Here is a 25,111-nt window from a genome sequence, read left to right as displayed (position 1 = left end):
AAAACCGTAACAGGCGACCATTGGGTCGCCTTTTTTATGGGTAGAGTTTAAGGCTCTCGCTCTGACATACGCGCGCCTACTAAACTGGCGACCAATATCGCCATATAAAACTGGCCAAATACCGCTTCGCTATAGGTGAAGAAGCGCGTGATGGGGGTATTAGGTGTGATTTCGCCATAACCGAGGGTTGTGAGTGTAACAAAGCTGAAGTAGATGAAATCGGTCATCTGAGTACTCCAGTGCTCGGTGGGTACACCGTTAAAGGCATCGTTAAACCAGAAGTTAAGAATGGTGTACAAATGCGCCCAGCCTAGGCCTATTAGCAAGAAGATGCAGATAGCACCCACAATTTTGTTGGTATCAATGTTGCCGGTAAATAGCACTTGTTTTAGGGCTGTCCAGGTCGTCATGACTAAGTAGCAAAACACAATGGCCAAATATAAGCTCACGAGGCCTTCGGCTTCAAACCAAAAGCTAAAGAAAGCCAGCGTAGTGGTGGTGAGTAAAAAGCCTAGGCCGGTAACATACCAAAGGCGTTTGCCCTTGGCTTGCCATACTCCACCGGCTAATACTAATACCATGGCGGCTTGGAGAAACTTAAAGCCGTCGCCTTGCCAAAACTGATCAAGGCAGGCAGCCAGAAAGATGTAACCAATTAAGGCAGCGGTAAGAAAAATAAAGTTATTCTTTTCGCTCCACGACACCAGCTTTTTCATCGGTTTTCCTTACATTAATCCTATACTTACTACCATAGCAAATCTGTGATTTGGCTGCTTGCCAATTGTGCAAAGCGGAGACTTTTTGAGCTGGATCGCAAGCTCTACACAAACTGCCAATGCAGCTTGATGTATATCAAGCTGCCGGCGCTTAACTTAGCCATTCAGCGATTGGCGCTCTACTATAGTTATTAAAGAGTCTGTTCTGGAGTCATTACCATGCGTTTTAATCAACTTAAGCAGTTATTAGAGCACTTTGTTGCTTGCCGAGAAGCCATGTTGCCTTTATATCGACGTTTAGAGCTCAATGCCGACTCTGAACGGGTAAGAATGTTGTTGGCCTATTTGCAGCATCAAGAAAAAGACAATGCGGCCCATTTAAAAGACTTCATTCATCAAGCTAAGCCTGAGTTACTCGATACCTGGACAGACATTCGCGCCGAGCAAGATTTAGTAGAGAAAATGGCTAAATTAAGCCTGCCAGCCAATATGAGCAGTGACGATGTGAGCACCCTAGCCTTAGATTTGAGTGAGCAATCTTTAGCGTTGTTGCGCATGGCTAAAGACGCCTTAACCATGTTAGGCGCTCGGCAATTTTTGGGTAACTTAATTGAACACCAAGAAAAGCGTCAGCAACAAATGGTGCATGCTACTCACCGCTTAGACGATATTTAGCCCTAGGGCGGCAGCGAATACTCACTCGCCTTCATCAAGCCGAGCTTATTCAGTTACTCTCGGGCATAAAAAAGCACAGCCTAGGCTGTGCTTTTGCATTTGAAGAGAGGCTATTAGCTAGCGGCTTTTTCCAAATGTACATCCATTTGTGGGAATGGAATTTCAATACCGGCATTGTCTAGTGCAACTTTGATGTTTTCGTTTAGGTCAAAGTATACACCCCAGTAATCAGCACTGTTCACCCATGGGCGAACCACTAAATTTACCGAACTGTCGGCTAGCTCTACTACACCAATAGTGATGTCTGGATCTTTTAGCACGCGAGAATCAGCTTCACATACTTCGCGTAGAATCGCTTTAGTTTGGGCTAAGTCTGCGTTGTAGCTAACACCTACCACCAGATCAACACGGCGGGTTGGGTGAGTAGAGTAGTTGACAATATTGCCACCTAATACCGAACCATTAGGCACTACAATTTGTTTGTTGTCGGGGGTTTTTAATACCGTAGTAAAAATTTGTACTGAGGCTACCGAGCCAGCAGTACCGGCAATTTCTACGAAGTCACCGGCTTTGAATGGGCGGAAACCAATAATCAGTACGCCTGCAGCAAAGTTAGACAGTGAACCTTGTAAGGCCAAGCCCACCGCTAAACCTGCAGCACCAATAATGGCGACAAATGAGGCGGTTTGAATACCAATACGTGAAAGAGCGGCAATAATCACAAAGGCGATTATCACGTATTTCACCATCGAAGCTACAAAGTGACTAATGGTAGAGTCGAGGTTACGGGCGTTCATTAGTTTTTCAACGCTTGATGCTAAAACGCGCGCTACTATCATACCTATAACGAGTACAATTATTGCAGCGCCAATGTTAATCGCATATTGCAGTAGTAATTCTTGGTTGTTTTCTAACCAGCTGGTGCCTTGATCGAGTACGTCCATGTTTGTTAGACCTATCTATGTGAAAGTTGCTACAAATCTAGCAGTTTTTTCAATACAAACAAGTGTCCATTTTTTTTACAATTGAATAAAAAACGCCCAAGTAATCATTTGTGGGCGTTTAAGTAAAAAAAGTGGGCTTTATCCCTGTATTAATTGTTGTTTTAAGAAACCCCAATGCACATCAAACTGGGCTGTGGGCACCAGTTTAAATTCGCTGCGCACATATTGGCTAATGCGGCCCTCGGTATAGGCTAGCAGCAAGGTGGCTAAACTGTTTTCTTCTATTAAGAAGCCCTGCCCTTCACGCAAACGACGCTCGCGTAGTATTTGTTTGAGTTGCACTTCTATTTTGTCAAACAACACGCTGACTCGAGCGCGTAAACGCTCGTGTTCGCCCTGCAAGGCGTCGCCGGTAAGAATGCGGCTTAAGCCTGGGTTACGTTCAGAGAAGCCGAGTAATAGCATTAATATGTGTTGGCAACGATTAAGGGTGTCTTTTTGTTCTTCTTGAATCAGGTTAATGCGCGATAGTAAGGTTTCTTCAATAAACTCTATTAGCCCTTCAAACATCCGTGCTTTGCTTGGAAAGTGACGATAGAGAGCGGCTTCTGATACACCTACTTCTTTGGCTAAACTTGCGGTTGTGATGCGCTGTCCGTGGCTAGTTTCTAACATTCTAGCCAGTGCTTGAAGTATCTGTTCTCGGCGATTGCTTTTGGGTTTTCCCGCCATTTTTATAATTATCCTTTTTATAGTCTATTAGCGTACTGCGGTGAAAAGCGTTTATTTGGTACCCGAATGGCCAAAGCCACCTTCACCACGCTGACTGGCGTTAAAATCTTCTACAATTTCAAAGCTAGCTTGTACTACTGGCACAAAAACCAATTGCGCGATCCGTTCACCGGGTTGAATGGTGAAGTGGGTTTGCCCACGGTTCCAACAAGACACCATTAGTTGTCCTTGGTAGTCAGAATCGATAAGGCCCACTAAATTGCCTAATACTATGCCGTGTTTATGGCCAAGGCCTGAGCGCGGTAATATTGTGGCAGCCAGTGATGGATCGGCGATATGAATGGCTAAGCCAGTAGGAAGTAGCTCCGTTTGTCCGGGAGCGAGTTCAATGGCTGTGTCGAGGCAGGCACGTAAGTCCATACCTGCTGAGCCTGGCGTAGCATATTCTGGGATTGGAAAAGTAGTGCCAATTCTTTGGTCTAGTATTTTAAGTGCTATTTGAGTCATTATTTTATTTTGATTGTTGTAAAGCGTATTGCTTGGCAACTAGTGCGAGTAGTTGTTGAGCTAAATCGGCCTTATCAGCGAGGTCTAATTGCTGATGGCCAGTTGGCCAAAATACCTTTAGGGCATTTTGTTCACTATTAAAGCCTTGGTCGGGCTTTGATACGTCGTTGGCGGCGATCATGTCTAGGTTTTTTCGCGCCATCTTATCTTGGGCATAATTGTCTAGATTTTGCGTTTCAGCGGCAAAACCTACGGTAAAAGGTTTGTTGTTTAAGCCCGCGATGGTGGCAACAATATCTGGATTTTTAACCAAACGTAATTGCATATCATCGCTTTCATCGGTTTTCTTAATTTTTTGCTCAGCAACGCTGGCTACTCGGTAGTCTGCCACCGCGGCACAGGCAATAAATATGTCGCAGTTAGCGACTTCTGCGAGTGAGGCGTCTAACATTTGCTGCGCACTGGTGACGGCGATTTTATTAATACCTGCTGGCGTGGTTAAGTTTACTGGGCCAGAAATTATACTCACCTTGGCGCCTAGTTGTTTAGCCGCTTGGGCTAAAGCGAAACCCATTTTACCAGAGCTGTGGTTGCTAATGTAACGCACTGGGTCTATCGCTTCGCGGGTTGGCCCTGCGGTAATCACCACATGTTTACCAGCTAATAGCGGTGGTTGCCTAGCATCGGAAAAATGCTGCTGAATATTCGCCAGTAACTGGGCGGGCTCTAGCATCCTGCCTGGGCCTACGTCTCCGCAGGCTTGCTCGCCTTGAGCTGGCCCCCAGATGGGCACAGAACGTTGCTTAAGCACCGCTAAGTTGGCTTGCGTGGCGGCTGCTAGGTACATTTGTTGATTCATCGCTGGCGCTACCGCAACGGGGGCGCCAGTGGCTTGTAACAGGGTGCTCACTAAGTCGTCGGAGATACCGTGGCAAAACTTGGCGATAGCGTTGGCGGTGGCGGGCGCTAATAATACTAAGTCTGGCCATTTGGCATAAGCGATATGCCCCATCGAGCCTTCTTGAGTGGGGTCTACCACTTTCAGCCCCACTGGCTCACCGGATACAGCTTGCAAGGTAAGCGGAGTGATAAAGCTGGTGGCGTGCTCGGTCATCACCACTTTTACTTCTGCGCCATGATCTTTCAAGCGACGAACTAATTCAGGCATTTTATATGCCGCGATGCCGCCACTAATGGCGAGCAGTATTTTCTTTCCCGTTAACATGCTGATACCGAAATATTAATCACCGTTTAATATCGGCAAGCCTACCATAAAACTTAAGCGCTCCGCATAGACAAGTCGACAGATTGATCTACTCTTATTATATTGAGTTATCTATTATTAAGTGTATGTCGATATCAGATTGGCCAGCCGATCAGCGGCCTAGAGAAAAACTCCTCTCTAAAGGTGCCCACAGCCTAAGTGATGCTGAATTACTGGCTATTTTTTTGCGCATTGGCTGCGCCGGAATGGACGCGGTAAGTTTAGCCCAGCATCTACTGCAACATTTTGGCTCGTTGCGGGCGGTATTGTCGGCTGATCAGCAAACTTTTTGTGCTGAACGCGGCATGGGTTGTGCGAAATTCGCTCAATTACAAGCCAGCATTGAAATGAGTCGGCGTTATTTATTGGCCGACATCAGTGAAAAAAGTGTGGTAGATAGCGCTGAATCGGCCAAAAACTACCTTTCTATGGAATTATCTCACCAACAACGCGAAGTATTTGCGATATTGCTATTGGATAATCAGCATCGAGTGTTACAATTCGCGCCGCTATTTTTCGGAACGATTGATGCTGCCAGTGTTTATCCACGGGTAGTGGTACAGCGTGTATTAGAAAAAAATGCCGCTGCGGTAATATTTGCCCATAACCACCCTTCGGGAGTGGCCGAGCCGAGTCAGGCTGATAAGCAAATTACTACTAAATTAATCAAGGCCTTAGCGCTGATTGATGTGCGAGTTTTAGACCATATTGTAATCGGTTATGGAGAGACTATGTCTTTTGCCGAACGTGGTTGGATCTGATCTTTGTTCAATTTTTAGTTGATCTAGGGTTCTATTTCCTGTATAAAATGCGGCCTTTCTGTCGTCCCGGGCGACGGCCTAACGGGGCATGAACAGATGCTCGAGCAGAAGTATATATTTGGAGAAGACTGACATGTCTAGAGTATGCCAAGTTACTGGTAAAAAACCAGCTGTTGGTAACAACGTATCACACGCAAAAAACCGCACACGTCGTCGTTTTTTGCCTAATCTTCATTCTCACCGTTTTTGGGTTGAGAGTGAGAAACGTTTTGTTAAATTACGCGTATCTACTAAAGGTATGCGCATCATCGACAAAAAAGGTATCGACGCTATTTTAGCTGAGATGCGTGGTCGTGGTGAGAAGGTATAAGGAGCTAAATAATGGCTAAAGGTATTCGCGAGAAAATTCGTTTGAACTCATCAGCTGGCACTGGTCACTTCTACACCACTGATAAGAACAAACGTAACATGCCTGAAAAAATGGAAATCAAAAAATTTGATCCCGTTGTACGCAAGCACGTTATGTACAAAGAAGGCAAAATCAAATAGATTTTGGCTTTAATGTATAAAGAAGCTCAGCTTAGGCTGGGCTTTTTTTTGGCCTTTTTTTAGCCTCTTCCAATTCGCCTAACCCTTTACTCGCTAATTACTTCCCGCTTATGATGGCCTGATAAGAAGGGAGAACGTCAATGAAAATGAGCCGCAGAGGCTGGAACAACATCATCATATTTGCTGTTGCCTCAATGATATTGATTTTTAAATACGTTGAGCTCAATGATCAGCAAATGGGTTCTGAGCAGGTGGCAGACGGTTTACTGCTGCCACAAGGCGCCACCATTTTACGCTTAGAGTTACCCACTCTAGTGATTGAGCGTATGGGAACCCAATGGCGCAGTGAACCGCCTGTAGACCGTTCTATTGCGGTTATTGATGCTTGGTTACACGCAAGCTTGGTTCCTTGGCCTAATGCCGTTGGCGGCGCTGCTAGCAGCCAAGTTATCCAGGTGTATTTGGCTAACTCGGCGGCTCCGCTTGAATTAACCTTATTTGAACTGGCCGAGCAGCGTTTTATTACCAATTGGCAAGGGCAGTTGTTATCGGTAGACCCAGACAGTTATCAAGCCCTATTTCCAACAGCGAGCGCCCCTTAATGCCAGAGTTACCCGAAGTAGAAACCAGCCGCCGTGGCATTAGCCCTTACCTACAAGATCAAACCATTGCGGCGGTGATTGTACGCCAGCCTAAATTACGTTGGCCGGTGCCAGAGTTAATCCAGTGTTGTGTGGGTTTACCCATCTTGGGGATCAGTCGGCGGGCTAAGTACTTGTTAATTGAGACGCAAGCGGGACATATTATTATTCACTTAGGCATGTCGGGCAGTTTACGCATTGTTGATAAGGCGGTGGCCGCAGAAAAACATGACCATGTGGATATAGTATTAGCCAGTGGCAAGGCGCTGCGTTTGAATGATCCGCGCCGCTTTGGTTGTGTATTGTTTAGCCAGTTACCTATTGAACAACACAATTTATTAGCCAAGCTTGGCCCAGAACCTTTGCTAGAAGACTTTTCAAGTGACTATTTAATCGCGCAAGCGGCTAAACGCAGTGTGGCTATCAAGCAGTTTGTTATGGATAACAAAGTGGTGGTGGGGGTGGGTAATATCTATGCCAATGAAGCCTTGTTTAGAACCGGTATTCATCCTAAACGGGCTGCTAATAAGGTGAGTAAGCATCGGCTTGAAGCGCTCACCAGCAACATTAAGCAGGTGTTAGCCGAAGCCATTGAGCAAGGTGGCACTAGCCTAAAAGACTTTACCAATGCAGATGGCAAGCCAGGTTATTTTAAGCAAACCTTGGCGGTATATGGCCGTGAGGGAGAAGCCTGTGATAACTGTGGTGAGCTGATTAAGGCATTACGCATAGGCCAGCGTAATACCTTTTTCTGTCCGCATTGCCAGCGCTAAACCTTGGGCAGCTTATTACTGACGGCTTGGGCAACGTGAGGCGCTACAAAGCGCGCTATGTCGCCGCCATGTTTAGCCACTTCTTTAATCAAACTTGAAGAGATAAACGACACCCCTTCGCCAGGGGTGAGAAAGACACTTTCTAGATTAGGGTCTAATTGACGATTCATATCGGCCAGTTGCATTTCATACTCAAAATCAGAGCCAGTACGTAGGCCACGTAATAGTACATTGGCATTTTGTTGTTTGGCTAAATCGACCAGCAAACCGGTAAAACCAATCACTTCAATGTTTTTAGTATTGGCGAGGCTTTGCTCTAACAGTTGCACCCGTTCAGCTAAACTAAACAGCGGTTGCTTACTAGGACTAGCGGCCACTGCTACTATTACCTTATCGAACATTCGAGCGGCGCGATGGATGAGGTCGGTGTGCCCATTGGTCACAGGGTCAAAGGTGCCTGGATAGATAACCCTAGTTGTCATAAAAATTTACCGATAATGATTGTTAGCTGGATTATAACCGCAAGTGCACTGAAATGCGCGGCCCAGAAAATGCGTCTACTGGGTAGCATTGTAAGCGAGATGAACGGTATTTATAGTAAGCGGCTCAAAGCGTTGGGAAACTTCTTGAGCAAGCTGACAAGATTAGTCACAATGCGCAAGCTTGATAATTGGGGTAATAGATAATGCAAAAGCTGTTGGTAGTGCGAAATGACAAAATTGGTGATTTTATGCTGGCTTGGCCCAGTTTCGCGTTGTTGAAGCAATCGCTAGTTGATACCGAAATAACGGCTTTAGTCCCTAGTTATACCGCTCCGTTGGCGCAGTTATGTCCGTGGATTGATAAGGTGATTGTTGATTGCGGGGCTGAGGGGGATTCGGCTGCGCAAAGCCAGTTACTCACGCAGGTTAAACAGCAGCAGTTTGATGGTTATTTGTGTTTATTTTCCAATATGCGCAACGCCTGGTTAGGCGCGAGAGCGGGGATTAAACAGCGCTGCGCACCAGCCACCAAGTTGGCGCAGTTTTTATTTACTCAGCGTGTAAAGCAACGCCGCTCACAATCTCGTAAGCCTGAATTTGAATACAATATGGATCTTGCCAGAGCGTTTTTGATTCACCATAAGGTTAGCGTCAGTGAGCCAACACCGCCGTACTTTAGCGTTAAGCCAGAGCAACTTGCTGGGCGCAAGCGCAGTGATTTTGCTGAGCAGCAAGACCAACCTTTGTTTATGGTGCATATTGGAAGTGGTGGTTCGGCCAATAATTTGAGCGTAGAGCAGTACTTCAGTTTGATAGATTGCTTGGCTAAGCTTAAGCCTGAGGCTTGTTTTGTTATTACCGCAGGCCCCGGTGAGCTGGTTGCTGCCCAAGAGCTGACCGAGCAATTGGCTGAGGCAGAGATTGATCACCGTTTATATTTCTCTGAGCAGGGTTTAGCGGTGTTTTGCCAAGTGATTGCTTGTGCCGATTTATTTATTGCCGGTTCTACTGGCCCACTACATATCGCCGGCGCACTTGATGTGCCTACAGTGGGTTTCTTCCCGAGCCGCCGCAGCGCGACGCCTTTGCGTTGGCAGCCCCTAAATAGTCAGGGCCGACATATTGCTTTTTCTCCGCCAGCCGGCGAAATGACCCAAGAAGATATGAGCTTAATTAATGTGAGTGATTCAGCGGTAAAAATTAACTTATGGTGGCAGAAACTGCAGCCAGCAGCAGAAGTAGAACAATAGCGATGAGCATAGTTAAAAAAATACGAACCGCCCTACGACAATTTGACGCCAAGCGCAGAAATCATTCGATAGCTTTAGAAGTCGGATTTTTAAAATTGTTAGTGCGGGGTAAAGGCCGCCAGCCAGAATTGCTCGAACCTAAGCAGGTAAAGCGGGTGCTGATTGTGCGTAATAACAAGCGCATTGGTAATATGTTCTTCTTACTCCCTTTTGTTAATTATTCTAAAGAACTGTACCCCAACGCAGAGTTTGATTTGTTATTAAGTGAGCCTTGGCAAGGCACTATTTTTGATAACTTGGGTTTGAAAAATGTCTATTACTCCCAATTTGGCGTTAAAAGCATATTTGATTTTTTCCGCACAATATCAAGCGTTAAGAAACAACAATACGATCTCATTTTATTGCCTTACGGGGGCTCGAGCGATCGTATTGTGACCGCCATGCTGAATGGTAAGAATGTGGTCGCTTTTTATGGCGCCGCAGATGCTGCGGTATGCAGCCACACGTTTAAATACCAAGCCAAATATAAGCATTTCGCGCTAAGCTGCATTGAGTTATTGGAGCAGTTAGGCCTGCCAGCCCCCGCGCAAGCGAGTGCGCGTTTAGTATTAAGTGACTCAGAGAAACAATGTGCCGCCGATGAGCTTAAGCTCTTGCTGGGAGAGCAAAACAACAAGCCTTGCCTTGCTTATTTTAGAGGCGCGCGTGGGGCAAAAGTGATTGCCGATAAAGACTGGCAGGCATTATTGGCTAAGTTTAAGCAGCACTATGCCGGTGACGTTAACGTTATAGAAATTTTAAGCCCAGACGTTACCCGCCCCTTAGCGGAAGCCGACTTTAGCTATTCAAATGGTGACTTGCGCAAACTTGCTGCATTTTTACAGCAAGTTCCGCTGTTTTTCTGCGGAGATACAGGCCCGTTGCACTTAGCTAGCTCGGCCGGAGCTTACTGTGTTGGGCTGTTCACTGTGACCAATGTGGCGCAATACGGTTGTTTGGGCGAGCACGTTGTTAATGTGACCGATTTAGATGCCATTCAGGCCCCTGCGTTGCTCGCCGAATTAGGCTTAGATTAAACTACTTTCGATAGTGACGGTCGTGCTGCCTAGCCCATAAATCGGCATATTTCACAAAGGTGGAATGTGCCGATAGCAGCGCGATTAAAAAGCCCGCTTTGCCATCTAAAAAGCCCCGTTTTAAAATATACATTTTGGCAAAACAGCCAATGGCATGTAATACGCCTTGGCTTAAGGTGGCGCGTTTGCCTCGCGCTTCACGTTGATCTGCCCAAGCTTTGGCATAACCGGCCGACTTCACTAAATAGTGCTCAATGTTGCGGTAGGAGTAATGCAGAATATCGCCATCTAATTCAGCGACTTGGCAACCTTCCGGCACGATTACCGATTCATGCACTAAGTTATCGTTATACTGAGTTAGTTGCCGTGGATAGAGACGAATATGGCGATAATACCAACCAGAATGTTTAAGAAAACGACCAAATACCCAGGTTAATTCATTCAGGTTGAATACGGTATTACTGGGCGGATTAACTAACATTTTTTGGATGTTGTCACGCAGGGTGGCGTCGATACGCTCATCGGCATCTACCGCTAAGATCCAGTCACTGCTGGCATAGCTTTGGGCCAATTGTTTTTGTTTACCAAAGCCTGGCCAATTGTCATTAGTGAATACATCTTGAGTATAGTGTTTTGCTAGCTCAACCGTGCCGTCGCTACTGCCTGAATCAACAACCACTATTTGGTCTACCCAAGTGAGGCTTTCCAAGCAATCCTTTAAACTATCTTGTTCGTTTTTAGTGATAATGATGGCGGTAATGCTGGCTTTATTCGCGCTCATAGTTGCTGCTCTTGTTTAATCGTTTCAAACATATCGATCACCGCATCGAGGGTAATCAGTTGCATGGCATCGGGGTTTTTCACTCGGCTGCGCCAACTTAATTGGCTGGCAGGTTTGCCTTGTTCTTTTTCTATTTCTTGTTGCCATACGCTCACTACATAGTGGCGATATTGATAAGGCCCTGTGCGCTGTGGGTTATGGTGAGCATATAAGCCTAGCACCGGTGTATTAACCGCCACTGCCATGTGAGCCGGCCCGGTATCGGGCGATATCAAGATATCTGCTTGGTCAATCAGCGCCCATAGCTGTGGCAAGCTGGTTTTACCGCACAGATTGCTTAGCCTACCCTTACAAGCTTGGTTTATTTGTTCAGATAGTGCCATTTCATTGTTGGCTGGGCTACCGATGAGGCTGACTTGGTAACCTTGGTTGAGGGCATATAGGGCAATGCCGACATAACCTTCTATGGTCCAATTTTTGTAGGCTTTGCTTGCGGCTGGGCAAATGAGTAGTTGCTTAGTATCTGTGTTGAGCAAGGTTTTTGCGTAATCACGGTCTTGCTCACTGAGCGGAACATGCCATTTAACTGGCTGCGGCGCTATATTTAGCTGGTTTAAAAATTGTAAAAATCCATCCAATACGTGGGGCGAATTTGCGGGTGATATTTTTTCGTTGGTAAATAACCACTGGCCGTCTTTGGCACGACTTCGGTCAAAGCCTATCCGCCGTTTGGCATTAATACAATAACTGACCAAGCTAGCACGTAGGGCGGCCTGCATGTGCCAGAGTACATCAAACTGTTGCGCCTTAAGTTGACGCTTTAGGCATAGCAATCCCCGCAAGCCGTCACGTTTGTCGTATATCACCACGTTAATATTGGTAAATAGTGCCAGTAGGTGTGCTTCGGCTTTACCACAAACCCAGGTAATGTCTGCTTCAGGCAGCGCCTGTTGCAGTTGTTGCACTACCGCTAGGGCGTTACACACATCACCAATCGCCGATAAACGAAGGATGCAGATTTTTTGAATGGCTTGAGTTGAGGTCATTTTGGCAAAAGTGGCGGATTTTCTTAAGTATTATGCTTTTTGCTGCCCGCGATGTAAAATTGTTGGGATATGTTTTGTAAGCGGTATTTATGCAGATAGAAAAACAAAAAACGGAAGATGGCTATCTATTCTTCAACCCTGCGGTGTGGGATCACGTGAGTGATGCTTATTTTGAGGTCCGCCATTGGCAACAAAACCGAGCCGTAGTGGGCCATGCAATGGGTCGAGGTAAAACCATATTTTTCCGTTTTCAGCACCGTGAGTGTGTATTACGCCATTATCATCGTGGTGGTTTAGTCTCAAAACTGAGCAACGATCGCTATTTGTATACCAGCCTCAAGCGGACGCGAGTATGGCGTGAGTTTTCACTGTTGATGAGCCTGAAAGCGCTGCAATTGCCGGCTCCATTAGCCATTGCCGGGCGCATTAAACGCAGTGGTATGAGTTTTCAAGCCGACCTGATATTGGAGCGTATTGATGGTGCTAAAGATTTAGCCCAGCTACTTAGTGAGCGCCGCTTGCCTTTGTCTTTGTGGCAAAAAGTGGGTGAAACCATCGCTTTATTTCACAAAGCGGGGGTGTATCACGCCGATCTCAACTTGCGTAATATTATGGTAGACGACCAGCAAAAGGTGTGGCTGATAGATTTTGATAGTGGTCGACTGTGTCGGCCCCGTAAAAAGTGGCAACAAGCCAATATTGCTCGTTTGTACCGTTCTTTAGAAAAAGAGCAAACTAAGCCAGGCTATTGTCATTGGTTGGAGTCTGATTGGCAGTATATGCTAGCCGCCTATAAAAATGCGCTCTAGTTATCAGGGCGAATCATTGGTGTAATTACCCGCTAAAAGATTTGCCCTGAGTAAACCACTTTAAGGCTCAGCCAATAAAGCGTTAAGGCTGCGAGCTAACGCGCCTTGGTTTTGTTTAACGATGTTTAAACCGGCTTCACCGGCTTGTTTTCGCTCGGTACTGTCGCTCAACCAAGCTTTCAACCAGTTAGCGAGTTGCTCGGTATCAGAGCTCAGTTTTAGCGCCCCTTGGGCTTGTAGCTGCTGGCTAATATCGGAGAAATTATAATCGTATTCACCGGCTACGCAAGGTAAACGCATTGCTGCTGCTTCTAAATAGTTATGCCCCCCTACTTTCACCAATGAACCACCAATGAAGGCAACATCAGCGCAGCCGTACATTAGCATCATCTCGCCCATGGTATCGGCTAGGTAGACGGTCTGCTCGACGCTAGGCGTTTGTTGTAAGCTGCGCCGAGCGCAGGATAAACCGCGCTCAGCAATTAGCTCTGCCACGTGGTCAAAACGCTCTGGGTGGCGCGGGACTAAAACCAACACACTGTCGGGCAGTTGCGTTCGTACTTTTTGCATAACCTCTAGTATCAGCTCGTCTTCACCTTTATGGGTACTGGCGGCTATCCACACTAAACGCTGATCAAATAATTGACGACGAAGCAAGGCCGCTTGCTGCTGGATGGTTTCGGTATTGGGTAAATCATATTTGATTGAGCCACTTACCATTAGCTTTGCGGCATCGACACCTAATAGATTAAAGCGCTGAGCGTCATCTTGGTGTTGAGCCAATACTAAGTTAATGTTTGAAAACAACTGGCGGCTAAATGTTTTAAAGCGCAAATAACGCTGGCAAGAGCGTTGTGACATGCGGGCGTTGAGCAAGGACACGGGGATCTGTTTCTTACCGCAAATGCTTAGCCAATTTGGCCACAGTTCGGTTTCCATTATCCATAGCTTTTTGGGTTGATGCTTGTGAATGAATAGACTGATACACGGCCATAAATCGAAGGGGGCGTAACGGTGAACCACCAGCTCGCCGAGTTTATTGGCAACTTGCTCTGCACCCGTCGCGGTGGTGGTGGTGACTAATATGCAAAGTTCAGGTTGCTGTTGTTTAAGTTGCTTGATCAGTGGTGTTGCGGCGATAACCTCACCCACTGATACGGTATGCAACCATAAATCTACGCCGGTCACTTTTTTACTAAAACCAAAGTGCTCTACCCAGCGCTTGCCTACCGAAGGCTTGCCTGCTTTGGGCCAGTACAGTTTGTACATAGCCAAAGGCAATAAGGGGATGAGCAGTAAATTGTAGAGTAATTTCATTAGCACAATCATCACCTAATGGTGTCTAGGGGGGACTGAACCGCCAGGCCTTTATCAATTAAAAATTGGCGCTCTTGCTCGGCAAAACTGTGCGTATAAGAAAACTTATTACTATCATGACTGGCTACCAAGTTGACCACCAGAAAATAGCCTGCCACCAACATTATGATTTTAGCGAGACGTTCTGGTTGGCTGTTTTGCCAGCGCTGTGCTTGGTATAACACTGGAAATAGAGCAAAGCCAAAGGTAATGATTAGATGCCAATATGAGAAGATAATAGGCGACAAAATGGCAGAGATAATAATACCGAGTACGGCTGAAAATGCGTAATGCATTAACCAATCTTGATTCGATAGGTTTAAAGCCTTACGAGAGCGCCAATGTGGCTTTATTCTTCGCCAAACTCTTTGGTTAATCCCCCAAGATACGATCACTGTTAAGCCCCCAACCACATATAAAACAGCCTGCCACAGATAATTAATTGCCATGCGTAACCAATTAATATCTGTTAGCCATAAAAATTCGGCGTCGGTAATTATTCGGTTAGAAAATAAGAAAGAGCTGTAACGTAGCCAGTAGAGTACCGACTTGAATACAGGATAGACATGCACTCCGCCCCAACCAATGTAGCGATCTGACTCTTGCCCCTGTATTGCTTGATTGGCTTGTAATTCAATGAGGTAAGGGATTAATGAAACGAAAATAGTTGCACAACCAAAGATGATCCCTAGCCAATGCACATGAATGAGTCGACGGTAAAACAAGTAAGCAGACATCACGGCTAATATTGGCCATGAGTAATGTAATTGCATGGCAAAGCCAATGGCGATGACATTTAGAAAACTAAAAATAAAAGAGCGTTGTTGGCTCATGTTAAAGGCTGACCAGCAATGCAGCGCAGCAAAGAAACATAGGTAGGCAGGGTTGTAAATTAAGCTATCAAATAAGAACCAAGGATTAAGCAAGTAAAGCACCAAAAAGCTTAACCTCACTACGGGGCTAAATATCTGTTTAATGACTAAATCAAACAGTAGAAACGACACCACCCGCAATGCAAGCAACAATAGCATCGGCGCCCATGCGGAATTCCATATTAATAAGGGAATTCCAACAATATAGGTTGATAAAGAACCGGGTACGTTACCCACTACGCTGGCAGCATTGCCGTAGCTCAGCCAGTTGTTTTGATAGGCCCCCAAATAGCCCTTAATCAGCATTTGAGTTTGGTCGCCGGTTAAGATTTGGTTTGAAGCGTATATCAACGAGAGGGCAACTGCGCTGAGAAATACCAGCCAGTAGATGCTGTTAAAGTGTTTTTCTAAGGTTTGATGCAAAGATACGGTTGAGTTCATTATGTTTAGCTTAATTGATTTAAGAGGCTTCTGCGCGCGCAAAAGTCCAAAAGCGGTGAATAACAAAAGTGATGGCGGGTAGTAATACAATCACTAAGCTTACTTTTAAAAAATTTGGATAGGTGGTTAATTGTGATGATAACCAAACCGATAGGCTTAATGCGCCCAATTGCACCACAAAAAACCGCAGTGCATTATTAATCGCCAGCTCTTTTTCAAATACCCACAGTGTTTGTACTAAGTAAGAGAAGATAAACGCTAAGCTAAACCCCACTAGGTTGGCCGCTATAAACGCCAAGGGCCATAGTTCGAGTATTATTAACGCCAAGCTAAAGTGAATAAGAGTCGCCACGCCGCCGGCAAGAGCATATCTAACTATTCTTAATGCAAGCAATCTGTTGATGAGCTGTGCCATCGTCTAGTTGTCATCTTCAATGATATATATAGGGCGACGTTTTGACTCCATAAATAGCCGACCGATATATTCCCCCAATACGCCAAGGCCGATTAACTGCACCCCTCCTAGGAATAGCACAATGGTAATCAATGAAGCATAACCCGGCGCATCAATACCAAACATTAGGGTTTTCATTACGATGGCGCTGCCGTATACAAAAGCTAATACTGATATTAGCATACCCACATATAGCCATACCCGTAACGGTGCGGTGCTAAAACTGGTGATACCTTCTAGGGCAAAATTCCATAACTTCCAGCCATTAAAACTGGTTTCTCCGGCTATTCGTGGGTCGCGCTTATATTCAACTACTTTGGTTTTGAAACCTACCCATGAAAAAATACCTTTCATAAATCTTTGGTTTTCGGGTAATTGCTGAATGGCTCTCACCACTCGGCGGGTCATTAAGCGGTAATCGCCGACATTTTCCGGAATTTTTACGTGGGAGATTCTATTGTGGAATTTGTAAAACAATTCGGCGCTGAGTTTTTTAGCAAGGCTGTCACTGGTGCGGTCGATACGTTTGGCTACTACAACATCGTAGCCATTGTTCCATTCTCGCAGAAAATCGTGGATAAGTTCTGGTGGGTCTTGCAAATCAACATCGATAGGAACAATCACTTCTCCCTTAGATAAGTCTATACCGGCGGTTAAAGCGGCCTCTTTGCCGAAATTTCTGGCAAGATTGACCACTCGAAGCCCTGCATGTTGGCTTTGTAGTGTCTTCAAATTCTCTAGGGTCTGATCGCTGCTACCGTCGTTGATAAAGATGATTTCATAGCTCAGCTGAGTGTTGTCCAATTCCGGAATCATCGTGTCGATGAATAAACCTACCGTGTCTTGTTCGTTATAACAGGGGCAAACTATCGAGATAACAGGAGTGTTAGTACTCATATGATTCCTTTAAACCGTTTAAATATTAAAAGTGTAGCTAACTGAGAAGTTTAGCCATAGCTGAAATGGCTTGTTCTGGCGCTAGTTCACTTAAACATTTCATATGGCCAAATTTACAGGTTTTCTTAAAACAAGGTCGGCACTCAATATCGGTGTGCAGTATTTCAGCCGTTTCACTGAGCGGCGGCGTATATTGTGGGGACGAAGACCCATATACGGCAATTAACGGTAGTTGCAGGGCAGCAGCAATATGCATCAGACCTGAATCGTTACTAACGGCTAAACTGGCTAAGGCCATTAAGTCGATGGCTTCTGCTAATTGAGTTTTACCCGCAAGGTTGTAGCAGTCAGCTTGTTGCTCTGCGGGTAAATTAGCGATGATTTGCTCACCGACCGCCTGGTCTTTATCGGAGCCAAAAATCCACACTTGGCCATGACGCTGCTCGATCCAGTGTTGAGCAACGGTGGCATAATGCTGTTCTGGCCAACGTTTAGCGGGGCCAAATTCTGCCCCAGGGCATAGCGCGAGTATTGGCTGCTGGTTGCTCAGTTGCAGCTGTTGAAGTGCGGCCTGTTGGTTATTGGCGTTGGCGGTTAAGGCCGGGTGAGCATAGCTGGGTAGGTCTTTGGCAGAGCCCATTTGGTGTTTGTCATGAGCAAGCGAAACATAGCGTTCTACCATCAAGGGGAAGGCCTGTTTGTTGCTACGTAGATCGTTGAGCAAGCCATAGCGACTTTCACCTTTCCAGCCTGTTCGGCGCTTAATCCCAGCAAATAAGGGGATTAAAGCTGATTTTAGTGAGTTGGGCTGAGTGATTGCCCAGTCATAATGTTGCTCTTTTAGTTGTCTCGCTAACGCCCAGCGAACAGCGAGTTGTAAATCACCATGGCCAAGCGGCATACGCAGCGCGTTGTCGACTTCAGGCATACGTTCTAATAACGCGCGACACCAATCGGGGGCGAGTACGTCAAGCTGAGCGTGTGGATACAGTTGCTTAAGCGTTTTATATAAGCTTTGTGACATCACCATGTCACCGACCCAAGACGGGCCCACCACCAAAATTTTCATCGTGTACCTAAATAAAAGGGGACCGTTGAGTCCCCATTGTTTATTTGAGAGCTATTTATTCAACCAAGCCATGTATTCGGCAACGCCTTGGGCGACGTCTTTAAACGGTTCGGCGTAGCCTGCTGCGCGAAGTTTGTCGATGTTAGCTTGAGTAAAGCTTTGGTAACGGCCTTTCAGATGATCAGGGAAAGGAATATATTCAATTTCACCTTTTTGGTGATGATTGATGACCGCTTCAGCCACAGAGCGGAATGGTTCTGCTTGGCCGGTCCCTAGGTTGAAGATGCCGCTTTGATCGGGGTTTTTCCAGAACCAAAGATTCACTTTGACTACGTCGCCGACGTAAACGAAATCGCGGCTTTGGCCGCCGTTGCCGTAACCGTCGTAACCTTCAAATAGTTTAGGGTTTTGGTCATCGTTAACTTGATTATTCAAGTGGAAGGCAACACTTGCCATGCTGCCTTTGTGTTGTTCACGGGGACCGTATACGTTGAAGTAACGGAAGCCAACGACTTGCGAGTCAATGTCTGGCAATAAGCGGCGCACGTAGTTATCAAATTGCAGCTTTGAATAACCGTAAACATTCAGTGGGCCTTCGTATTGTTTCTCTTCGATAAAAGTATCGGTATCACCATAGGTGGCCGCAGAAGAGGCGTACAAGAAAGGAATGCGGCGGTCTAAACAGTAATGAAGTAATTCTTTTGAGTATTCATAATTGTTTTCCATCATGTATTTGCCATCCCACTCAGTGGTAGCAGAGCATGCGCCTTCATGGAAAATGGCTTCGATTTTTTGACCGTATTCAGCGCCGATGTCTTCACCGGATACAATGCGGGCAATGAAGTCGTCTTTGTCGAGATAGTCGGCAATGTCTAAATCGACTAGATTAACGAATTTAGTGCCGTCTTTTAGGTCGTCGACCACGATGATGTCGTTATGACCTTGCTCATTTAAGCTCTTTACAATATTGGCGCCAATAAAGCCCGCCCCGCCTGTTACGATAATCATAATTCAACCATTCCCAAAATTGCCGTTAATCTAAGGATTTTATGCTGTGACGAAGCGAATAGCAATTGGCTGGGCAGTGGAATGCAGCGAAGAAAAACTGGATTTTGGCAGCGTTTGCAGGTATCACAGTAATATAACGGAGAACTTTTTAGCCAAATGAAAACTAAAGATAAAATTATCCACACCTCTTTGCAGCTCTTCAACGAACGAGGCGAACGCCAGATCACGACCAATCACATTGCCGCAGAGTTAGGTATTAGCCCCGGTAATCTGTATTACCACTTCAGCAATAAACAAGAAATTATACGCAGTATCTTTCAGCTTTATGTTGAGCAGCTTGAATGCAGTTTTCGTCCACATGCCGATCAGCTGCTAAGCCTTGATCATTTAACTCAATATTTGGATGCCAGTTTTGAATTAATGTGGCGCTTCCGTTTTTTATTCGCCAATTTGTTAGAGCTGTTGGCGCGAGATGCCGAACTAGAAGCGCAATATCAAGATTTGCAACTCGAACTATCAGCTTGGAGTAGTGACATATTGATACAGCTGAGAGACAGCCGCTTCATTAGTGGCGATGACGCCACCATGGTGGAGTTAGCTGACAGTGTTAAATTCATTATTGGTGCATGGATTGGCTACCAAAGCGCTCAGTTAAAAGGTGGAGAAATCACTAAACCACGGTTGTATCAGGGAGTATTAAAAATACTGTTTACTCTGCGCCCTTATTTCACCGAAGAGTCGATGAGCATCTATCATCGTTTGTACGATCACTATGTAAAATGTGCTGAACATAGCTAACAGTTATTAATTTAGATAAAAGGCTGTATTTGCCAAATAAAACACTATAATTCAGTGATTGTTCTGGTTTTTAATAGGGTTTGGTATGACGGCGGCTTTTTCAACATTCATTTCACAGCAACTGCAACAAGTTAAAGATGACGGTTTATATAAACATGAACGCGTGATTAACTCGCAACAGCAAGCTTCGATTGCTGTTGAACAAGGCCGAGTGGTTAACTTTTGTGCCAACAATTATTTAGGTTTAGCCAACTCGCCAGCCCTTATTAACGCGGCTAAAGCAGGTTTAGATAGCCATGGTTTTGGAGCAGCCTCAGTACGATTTATCTGTGGTACTCAAGATATACATAAACGCTTAGAGCAAGGCTTAAGTGAATTTTTAGGAATGGAAGATACCATTCTTTATTCATCGTGTTTTGATGCCAATGCCGGCTTGTTTGAAACCCTATTAGGCCCTGAAGATGCCATTATCTCTGATGCCTTGAATCATGCTTCAATCATCGATGGTGTTCGTTTGTGTAAAGCTAAGCGTTTTCGTTATGCCAACAACAATTTGGTTGAGTTGGAGCAGTGTTTAAAAGACGCCGACGCTGCAGGTGTGCGCTTTAAACTGATTGCTACCGACGGTGTATTTTCAATGGACGGGGTTATCGCTAACTTGCCGGGTATTTGTGATTTAGCAGATAAATACGATGCCATGGTGATGGTAGATGATTCGCATGCCGTAGGTTTTGTTGGTCAACACGGCCGTGGTACCCACGAGTACCACCAAGTGATGGATCGCGTAGACATTATCACTGGCACCTTGGGTAAAGCCATGGGTGGCGCCTCTGGTGGCTTTACCTCTGCAAAGAAAGAAGTGGTTGATTGGTTACGCCAACGCTCACGCCCTTATTTATTCTCAAATTCATTGGCGCCATCGATAGTGACGGCGTCGTTAAAAGTACTAGCGCTGTTAGCCGACGGTGATGCCCTGCGTAAACAGTTATGGGACAACGTTGCCTATTTCAGAACTGAGATGAGTAAGGCTGGTTTTACCTTAGCGGGCGCCGATCACGCGATTATTCCGGTCATGTTAGGGGATGCCAAGCTTGCCAGTACTTTTGCTGATAAGTTGTTAGAACGCGGCATTTACGTGATTGGTTTTTCTTTCCCTGTGGTGCCTAAGGGCCAAGCACGGATTCGTACTCAAATATCGGCAGCACATACTCCTGAGCAGTTAGCCCATGCAGTAGCGGCGTTTACCGAGGTAGGTAAAGAGCTAGGAGTCATTGCATGAGCATAAAAGCACTGGCAAAAACCAAGGCTGAGCCAGGTATATGGATGACTCAAGTTGAGATGCCTAAATTGGGTCATAACGATCTGCTGATTAAAATAAACAAAACCGCCGTTTGTGGCACCGATGTGCACATCTACAACTGGGATGAATGGTCGCAAAAAACCATTCCAGTGCCAATGGTGATAGGCCATGAATATGCCGGTGAAGTGGTTGATATAGGCCAAGAAGTTCGAGGTTTTAGTATTGGTGATCGGGTCTCTGGTGAGGGCCATATAACTTGTGGGCATTGCCGAAACTGTCGCGGTGGCCGTACTCATTTATGTCGCAATACCGTAGGCGTGGGCGTTAATCGCACCGGCTGTTTTTCTGAATACTTAGTGATACCGGCGGTGAATGCATTTAAGTTACCTGATGAAATTAGTGATGATTTAGCCGCCATTTTCGACCCTTTTGGTAATGCTGTTCACAGTGCTTTGTCGTTTGATTTAGTGGGTGAAGATGTGCTTATCACCGGTGCTGGGCCAATTGGCGTAATGGCGGCAGCGATATGTAAGCACGTAGGTGCCCGCCATGTCGTGGTTACCGATGTTAACGATTATCGGCTAGACTTGGCCAAAAAAATGGGCGCAACTCGGGTCGTTAATGTTGCTAAGCATTCTCTTAGCGATACCATGAGCGAGTTAAAAATGACCGAAGGCTTTGATGTTGGTTTGGAAATGTCGGGTGTGCCCAGTGCCTTCAGCTCGATGTTAGAGTTAATGAACCACGGTGGCAAAGTGGCGATGCTGGGCATTCCGCCCAGTGATATGGGCATCGACTGGAGCCTAGTCATCTTTAAAGGCTTAGTGATTAAAGGGATATATGGCCGAGAGATGTTTGAAACATGGTATAAAATGGCATCTTTGGTACAATCTGGCCTCGATTTAAGTCCCATTATCACTCACCATTATTCAGTTGATGATTTTCAACAAGGTTTTGACGCGATGCGCTCTGGGCAAAGTGGTAAGGTGATTTTAGATTGGACCTAGAGTAATGGTTTGTCTTTAATCTATTGGTGAGCGAAGCTTGTTTTTGTATTAATTAGGGGTGCTTGTGGCTAATTTGGTAAAAGTTATTTCGGCAACGGTTGCGGCAGAAGTTACTCGCCTCGCCTATTTTGTAACCAAACCTTTTATGAAAAAAAGAGTTTGGTTACTTTGTGAGACTGCCAGCCAAGCCCAAGAAAATGGCTATGAACTGTTTCGTTGGATAAGAGAAAACAAACCAGAGATCGATGCCTATTATGTAATTAAACGTGATTCCCCTTCGATTGATAAGTTTTTATCTGAACAGGAGTGGCTAGCTCTAGGCTCATTAAAGCAGCTGTTCTACATGTACCATGCAGAAGCCATTATTTCTACTCACGGCTTATGGATGATTCCTGATGAGTTAGGTATTTTAAAAAAACTGACCAGTAAAACCTTAAAAGCTAAGCGAGTCATGTTAAACCATGGCGTGGGTTTCCTGAAAAATGGCAAACAGTTTTACCATAAGACGGTGTTCCCCTTAAATAATCAAATCATGGCTTTATCACCAAAACATAAAGCAATATTTGTCGAAGAGTATGGCTACGATGATAGTGAGGTAAAGGTTGCTGGTTACCCTCGGTTTGACGGAATGACTGATTTAAGTGCTCAATCCAAGTGGCCTAATCTGATTGTTTATATGCCGACCTTTCGGGACAACGAACAACATTTAGGTGATGGCTTTACCCAAACTGAGCTTTTTAAACACACGGAAGCACTGTTAAAAAGTGATAGTTTTAAGCAACACTTAGAACAGAATGATGCTCATATTGCGGTCTACCTACATCAAAATATTCAAGCTTGTTCACAGTACTTTGATAGCTTGTCTTCTTCGCGTATTCACATTGTTAGGCAGGGACAGCATTCGGTTACTGAATTATTAAGAATGGGCAAATTATTGATCACCGATTACTCAAGCGTGTTCTTTGACTTTGTGTATATGAATAAACCGTTTATCTCCTATCAGTTTGATTATGAAGAGTTTATTGGGGCTAGAAAAAACAAAGCATTTATCGATATTCGACATGATCTACCGGGTTACGTGGCAAATACACCCTCAGAATTAGAGCAACAAATTGCCCAAGTATTTGCCGATGGATTTGCGCTACTGCCTGCCCACCAAGACAAGGTTAAACAGTACTTCAGTTTTCAAGATCAGAACAATTGTGAGCGAGTTTTTAACGCTATTAACCAGCGTTAATAGCGCAGAGAAGCGTTAAGCTTGTTCTTTATACATGTTTTCTAGTACTTTTCTTAATATCGAGCTCGAGGTGTGTTCGGTATAAGAGAAGTAAACAATTTCTACACCGACTTCATTAAATGACTCTTCTAATTTTGTCCATTTCTCTGTGCCTTTCCAGTCATCGCCAACAAACATTTTGTCAAATTTTAAGTTGTTCCACGCTTCCATTTTGTCGTAGTTCACTTGCGGAGAGACTTCGTCGACAAATTTTATTGACTCAACAATTTTTAGGCGCTCTTGGAAGGGAATGATCGGCTTTTTGCCTTTGGCTGCAATTGAAAGCTCGTCAGTGGTAACACCGACTATCAAATAGTCACATTCTAACCTAGCGCGCTGTAAAACGTTGAGGTGCCCAATGTGGAACATATCAAACACGCCAGTGGTGTAACCTATCTTTTTCATACTTTACTCTGCTTATTAAAAGTGACGATTATAAAATTTTAGCTCTGATTGAGAGGCTTAAGGAAGTCTAGTGAGATATAATACAACGATTACTCAGAGTTTGCGCTAATAGAAGGTTTACAGCTTGCTTAAAGATAATACGCTTGGTCGATTGTTTAAGTTTAGGGATAGCTTGAATTTTATTATTGGAAAGTACTTGTTTGATAAATCGGTAGACAAATTTGATGTCAGTACGCCAATCAAAAGCCTATTGTTAATTCGTGGTGATGGCAAAATTGGTGACAGCATCGTATCTTCATTTCTCTATCGAGAAATAAAAAAGCACCAGCCTGAGCTCAACATCGGCGTATTATGCACCGCTAACTCGCAGCATTTATTTAATAACGACCCATTCATCGACCAAGTACATTGTTACCCTAAGCGGCCTAAATTATGGCAAGTTAGCCGGCTTATCGGGGCGTTACCGCATTATGATGCCGTGGTTTTTTTGCCTGAAGTACTAAAAGCGCGTGATTTTTTGATGTTACGTTGCTTGAAGGCCAGGGCCAATGTTGGTGTAGCAAAAAATGTAGCCTTGATTAATTGCAACATTGCAGAGAAAGTGAGCGGGCAACATAGTCAGCAGTACTTTGTCGAAGCGGCTAAGCAACTGGGAATAGACGTTGAAGACTTGAGCTATAGGTTTAACTTATCCCAAGCCATTGAAGATGACATTTTGGCATTTCTAGGGGACAAGAAAGGACGTTATATTGCTTTAAATGCTTTTGGTAATACTCAAAAACGTTCTTTCAGCGAAGCGCGCCTTCGGGAGGTTATCGCAGCGCTACGAGATGAATTTCCCCAGTATCCACTGGTTATATTGAGCTCGCCGGTGACTCAGAAATTGGTTAATAAAGTCGTCGCCGAGGTTGATCACGTTTTTTGTCTTAGTAATACAACAACTGTTGAACAGAATGCAGCTTTAATCAAGTTTAGTCAGTTGTTTGTTAGCGTAGATACCGCAACTGTTCACTTAGCGCATTGTTTCAATACCCCAATGGTTGCCATCTATCGTCAAGACCCTGAAAACTTTGCCATGTGGGCACCCAACTACCAACCCACAAAAGCTATCTTTGCCAGAGCCGTGGTGAACAAACTAGAAGAAGTTAATGTGGGTGAGTTTGACCTAAATGAGCTGCTTCTCAAGATTAATGACTTATTGCAGAACACACAGTGAGATATT

Annotated in this window: 29 protein-coding genes; 14 read left to right on the top strand and 15 right to left on the bottom strand. The window is 45.0% G+C overall.

The window, feature by feature from the left end; translation table 11 throughout:
* Positions 1-47: 47 nt before the first annotated feature.
* Positions 48-716 carry a potassium channel family protein gene (locus tag M0C34_RS20530; protein WP_248713507.1) on the bottom strand — a complete coding sequence of 223 codons (669 nt, stop codon included), beginning with the start codon at positions 714-716 and terminating at the stop codon, positions 48-50.
* A 219-nt stretch (positions 717-935) separates the two neighbouring features.
* Here M0C34_RS20530 and M0C34_RS20525 point away from each other — a divergent pair, with 219 nt between their 5' ends.
* Entirely contained in the window at positions 936-1,391 is a 456-nt protein-coding gene (locus tag M0C34_RS20525) for a hypothetical protein (RefSeq protein ID WP_248713506.1), read from the top strand.
* A gap of 113 nt (positions 1,392-1,504) precedes the next feature.
* Here the strand turns inward: M0C34_RS20525 and mscS are convergent, their stop codons facing one another.
* From mscS to coaBC, 4 genes are all read right to left on the bottom strand, one after another.
* A complete protein-coding gene (gene mscS, locus M0C34_RS20520) occupies positions 1,505-2,335 on the bottom strand; it encodes a small-conductance mechanosensitive channel MscS (protein WP_248713505.1) in 831 nt (276 codons plus the stop codon).
* Between the two features lie 138 nt (positions 2,336-2,473).
* Entirely contained in the window at positions 2,474-3,067 is a 594-nt protein-coding gene (gene slmA / locus M0C34_RS20515) for a nucleoid occlusion factor SlmA (protein WP_248713504.1), read from the bottom strand.
* A 51-nt stretch (positions 3,068-3,118) separates the two neighbouring features.
* Positions 3,119-3,577 carry a dUTP diphosphatase gene (dut, locus tag M0C34_RS20510; RefSeq protein WP_248715683.1) on the bottom strand — a complete coding sequence of 153 codons (459 nt, stop codon included), beginning with the start codon at positions 3,575-3,577 and terminating at the stop codon, positions 3,119-3,121.
* 1 nt (position 3,578) lies between these two features.
* Positions 3,579-4,799 (bottom strand): bifunctional phosphopantothenoylcysteine decarboxylase/phosphopantothenate--cysteine ligase CoaBC, encoded by a 1,221-nt coding sequence (gene coaBC, locus M0C34_RS20505; RefSeq protein WP_371923099.1) that lies wholly within the window; start codon positions 4,797-4,799, stop codon positions 3,579-3,581.
* 125 nt (positions 4,800-4,924) lie between these two features.
* Here coaBC and radC point away from each other — a divergent pair, with 125 nt between their 5' ends.
* From radC to mutM, 5 genes are all read left to right on the top strand, one after another.
* A complete protein-coding gene (gene radC / locus M0C34_RS20500; protein WP_248713503.1) occupies positions 4,925-5,599 on the top strand; it encodes a RadC family protein in 675 nt (224 codons plus the stop codon).
* A 133-nt stretch (positions 5,600-5,732) separates the two neighbouring features.
* The gene (gene rpmB, locus M0C34_RS20495) at positions 5,733-5,969 is read left to right on the top strand and encodes a 50S ribosomal protein L28 (protein WP_248713502.1); all 237 of its coding nucleotides are present in this window, start codon (positions 5,733-5,735) and stop codon (positions 5,967-5,969) included.
* A 23-nt stretch (positions 5,970-5,992) separates the two neighbouring features.
* Positions 5,993-6,148 (top strand): 50S ribosomal protein L33, encoded by a 156-nt coding sequence (gene rpmG / locus M0C34_RS20490; protein WP_285762680.1) that lies wholly within the window; start codon positions 5,993-5,995, stop codon positions 6,146-6,148.
* A gap of 140 nt (positions 6,149-6,288) precedes the next feature.
* A complete protein-coding gene (locus M0C34_RS20485; RefSeq protein WP_248713501.1) occupies positions 6,289-6,750 on the top strand; it encodes a hypothetical protein in 462 nt (153 codons plus the stop codon).
* On the top strand, positions 6,750-7,562 hold the full coding sequence (gene mutM / locus M0C34_RS20480; RefSeq protein WP_248713500.1) for a bifunctional DNA-formamidopyrimidine glycosylase/DNA-(apurinic or apyrimidinic site) lyase: 813 nt from the start codon (positions 6,750-6,752) through the stop codon (positions 7,560-7,562). The genes M0C34_RS20485 and mutM overlap by 1 nt, the downstream gene beginning before the upstream one ends.
* Here the strand turns inward: mutM and coaD are convergent.
* A complete protein-coding gene (gene coaD / locus M0C34_RS20475; RefSeq protein ID WP_248713499.1) occupies positions 7,559-8,044 on the bottom strand; it encodes a pantetheine-phosphate adenylyltransferase in 486 nt (161 codons plus the stop codon). The genes mutM and coaD overlap by 4 nt on opposite strands.
* Positions 8,045-8,247: 203 nt before the next feature.
* On the opposite strand from coaD, the gene M0C34_RS20470 reads away from it, so the two are divergent.
* Together M0C34_RS20470 and M0C34_RS20465 are read left to right on the top strand one after the other, a co-directional pair.
* Positions 8,248-9,294, top strand: coding sequence for a glycosyltransferase family 9 protein (locus M0C34_RS20470; RefSeq protein ID WP_248713498.1), 1,047 nt, complete (start codon positions 8,248-8,250; stop codon positions 9,292-9,294).
* Between the two features lie 2 nt (positions 9,295-9,296).
* Entirely contained in the window at positions 9,297-10,370 is a 1,074-nt protein-coding gene (locus tag M0C34_RS20465; protein ID WP_248713497.1) for a glycosyltransferase family 9 protein, read from the top strand.
* 1 nt (position 10,371) lies between these two features.
* Here the strand turns inward: M0C34_RS20465 and M0C34_RS20460 are convergent, their stop codons facing one another.
* Together M0C34_RS20460 and M0C34_RS20455 are read right to left on the bottom strand one after the other, a co-directional pair.
* Entirely contained in the window at positions 10,372-11,151 is a 780-nt protein-coding gene (locus M0C34_RS20460; protein WP_248713496.1) for a glycosyltransferase family 2 protein, read from the bottom strand.
* On the bottom strand, positions 11,148-12,197 hold the full coding sequence (locus M0C34_RS20455) for a glycosyltransferase family 9 protein (protein ID WP_248713495.1): 1,050 nt from the start codon (positions 12,195-12,197) through the stop codon (positions 11,148-11,150). The genes M0C34_RS20460 and M0C34_RS20455 overlap by 4 nt, the downstream gene beginning before the upstream one ends.
* Before the next feature lie 89 nt (positions 12,198-12,286).
* On the opposite strand from M0C34_RS20455, the gene M0C34_RS20450 reads away from it, so the two are divergent.
* Positions 12,287-13,006 carry a 3-deoxy-D-manno-octulosonic acid kinase gene (locus M0C34_RS20450; RefSeq protein ID WP_248713494.1) on the top strand — a complete coding sequence of 240 codons (720 nt, stop codon included), beginning with the start codon at positions 12,287-12,289 and terminating at the stop codon, positions 13,004-13,006.
* Positions 13,007-13,066: 60 nt separating this feature from the next.
* Here the strand turns inward: M0C34_RS20450 and waaA are convergent, their stop codons facing one another.
* Genes waaA through rfaD form a run of 6 tightly spaced genes read right to left on the bottom strand, consistent with a single transcriptional unit; the run spans position 13,067 to position 19,103 of the window.
* The gene (gene waaA / locus M0C34_RS20445; RefSeq protein ID WP_248713493.1) at positions 13,067-14,323 is read right to left on the bottom strand and encodes a lipid IV(A) 3-deoxy-D-manno-octulosonic acid transferase; all 1,257 of its coding nucleotides are present in this window, start codon (positions 14,321-14,323) and stop codon (positions 13,067-13,069) included.
* Between the two features lie 11 nt (positions 14,324-14,334).
* Positions 14,335-15,675, bottom strand: a complete 1,341-nt coding sequence (locus tag M0C34_RS20440; RefSeq protein WP_248713492.1) for a 3-deoxy-D-manno-octulosonic acid transferase — start codon at positions 15,673-15,675, stop codon at positions 14,335-14,337.
* Between the two features lie 19 nt (positions 15,676-15,694).
* A complete protein-coding gene (locus M0C34_RS20435) occupies positions 15,695-16,090 on the bottom strand; it encodes a GtrA family protein (protein WP_256469301.1) in 396 nt (131 codons plus the stop codon).
* 3 nt (positions 16,091-16,093) lie between these two features.
* Positions 16,094-17,026 (bottom strand): glycosyltransferase family 2 protein, encoded by a 933-nt coding sequence (locus M0C34_RS20430; protein WP_248713490.1) that lies wholly within the window; start codon positions 17,024-17,026, stop codon positions 16,094-16,096.
* Positions 17,027-17,063: 37 nt separating this feature from the next.
* Complete coding sequence (waaF, locus tag M0C34_RS20425; protein ID WP_248713489.1) at positions 17,064-18,095, bottom strand: lipopolysaccharide heptosyltransferase II; 1,032 nt, start codon at positions 18,093-18,095, stop codon at positions 17,064-17,066.
* Between the two features lie 51 nt (positions 18,096-18,146).
* The gene (gene rfaD, locus M0C34_RS20420) at positions 18,147-19,103 is read right to left on the bottom strand and encodes an ADP-glyceromanno-heptose 6-epimerase (protein WP_248713488.1); all 957 of its coding nucleotides are present in this window, start codon (positions 19,101-19,103) and stop codon (positions 18,147-18,149) included.
* A 156-nt stretch (positions 19,104-19,259) separates the two neighbouring features.
* On the opposite strand from rfaD, the gene M0C34_RS20415 reads away from it, so the two are divergent.
* The 4 genes from M0C34_RS20415 to M0C34_RS20400 all read left to right on the top strand — a co-directional run bounded on the left by M0C34_RS20415 (position 19,260) and on the right by M0C34_RS20400 (position 23,445).
* Positions 19,260-19,901 carry a TetR/AcrR family transcriptional regulator gene (locus M0C34_RS20415; protein WP_248713487.1) on the top strand — a complete coding sequence of 214 codons (642 nt, stop codon included), beginning with the start codon at positions 19,260-19,262 and terminating at the stop codon, positions 19,899-19,901.
* Between the two features lie 85 nt (positions 19,902-19,986).
* Complete coding sequence (locus tag M0C34_RS20410; protein ID WP_248713486.1) at positions 19,987-21,180, top strand: glycine C-acetyltransferase; 1,194 nt, start codon at positions 19,987-19,989, stop codon at positions 21,178-21,180.
* 2 nt (positions 21,181-21,182) lie between these two features.
* The gene (gene tdh / locus M0C34_RS20405) at positions 21,183-22,208 is read left to right on the top strand and encodes an L-threonine 3-dehydrogenase (protein WP_248715681.1); all 1,026 of its coding nucleotides are present in this window, start codon (positions 21,183-21,185) and stop codon (positions 22,206-22,208) included.
* A gap of 64 nt (positions 22,209-22,272) precedes the next feature.
* The gene (locus tag M0C34_RS20400) at positions 22,273-23,445 is read left to right on the top strand and encodes a CDP-glycerol glycerophosphotransferase family protein (protein WP_248713485.1); all 1,173 of its coding nucleotides are present in this window, start codon (positions 22,273-22,275) and stop codon (positions 23,443-23,445) included.
* A 15-nt stretch (positions 23,446-23,460) separates the two neighbouring features.
* Here the strand turns inward: M0C34_RS20400 and M0C34_RS20395 are convergent, their stop codons facing one another.
* A complete protein-coding gene (locus M0C34_RS20395; RefSeq protein WP_248713484.1) occupies positions 23,461-23,889 on the bottom strand; it encodes an FAD synthase family protein in 429 nt (142 codons plus the stop codon).
* A 172-nt stretch (positions 23,890-24,061) separates the two neighbouring features.
* Here M0C34_RS20395 and M0C34_RS20390 point away from each other — a divergent pair, with 172 nt between their 5' ends.
* Positions 24,062-25,105, top strand: a complete 1,044-nt coding sequence (locus tag M0C34_RS20390) for a glycosyltransferase family 9 protein (RefSeq protein ID WP_248713483.1) — start codon at positions 24,062-24,064, stop codon at positions 25,103-25,105.
* The last annotated feature ends 6 nt before the right edge of the window (positions 25,106-25,111 follow it).

The sequence above is a fragment of the Agarivorans sp. TSD2052 genome, assembly GCF_023238625.1.
Taxonomy (GTDB): Bacteria; Pseudomonadota; Gammaproteobacteria; order Enterobacterales; family Celerinatantimonadaceae; genus Agarivorans.
The sequence above is the reverse complement of the archived record's forward strand: the minus strand, read 5'-3'. Positions and strand labels throughout refer to the sequence as shown.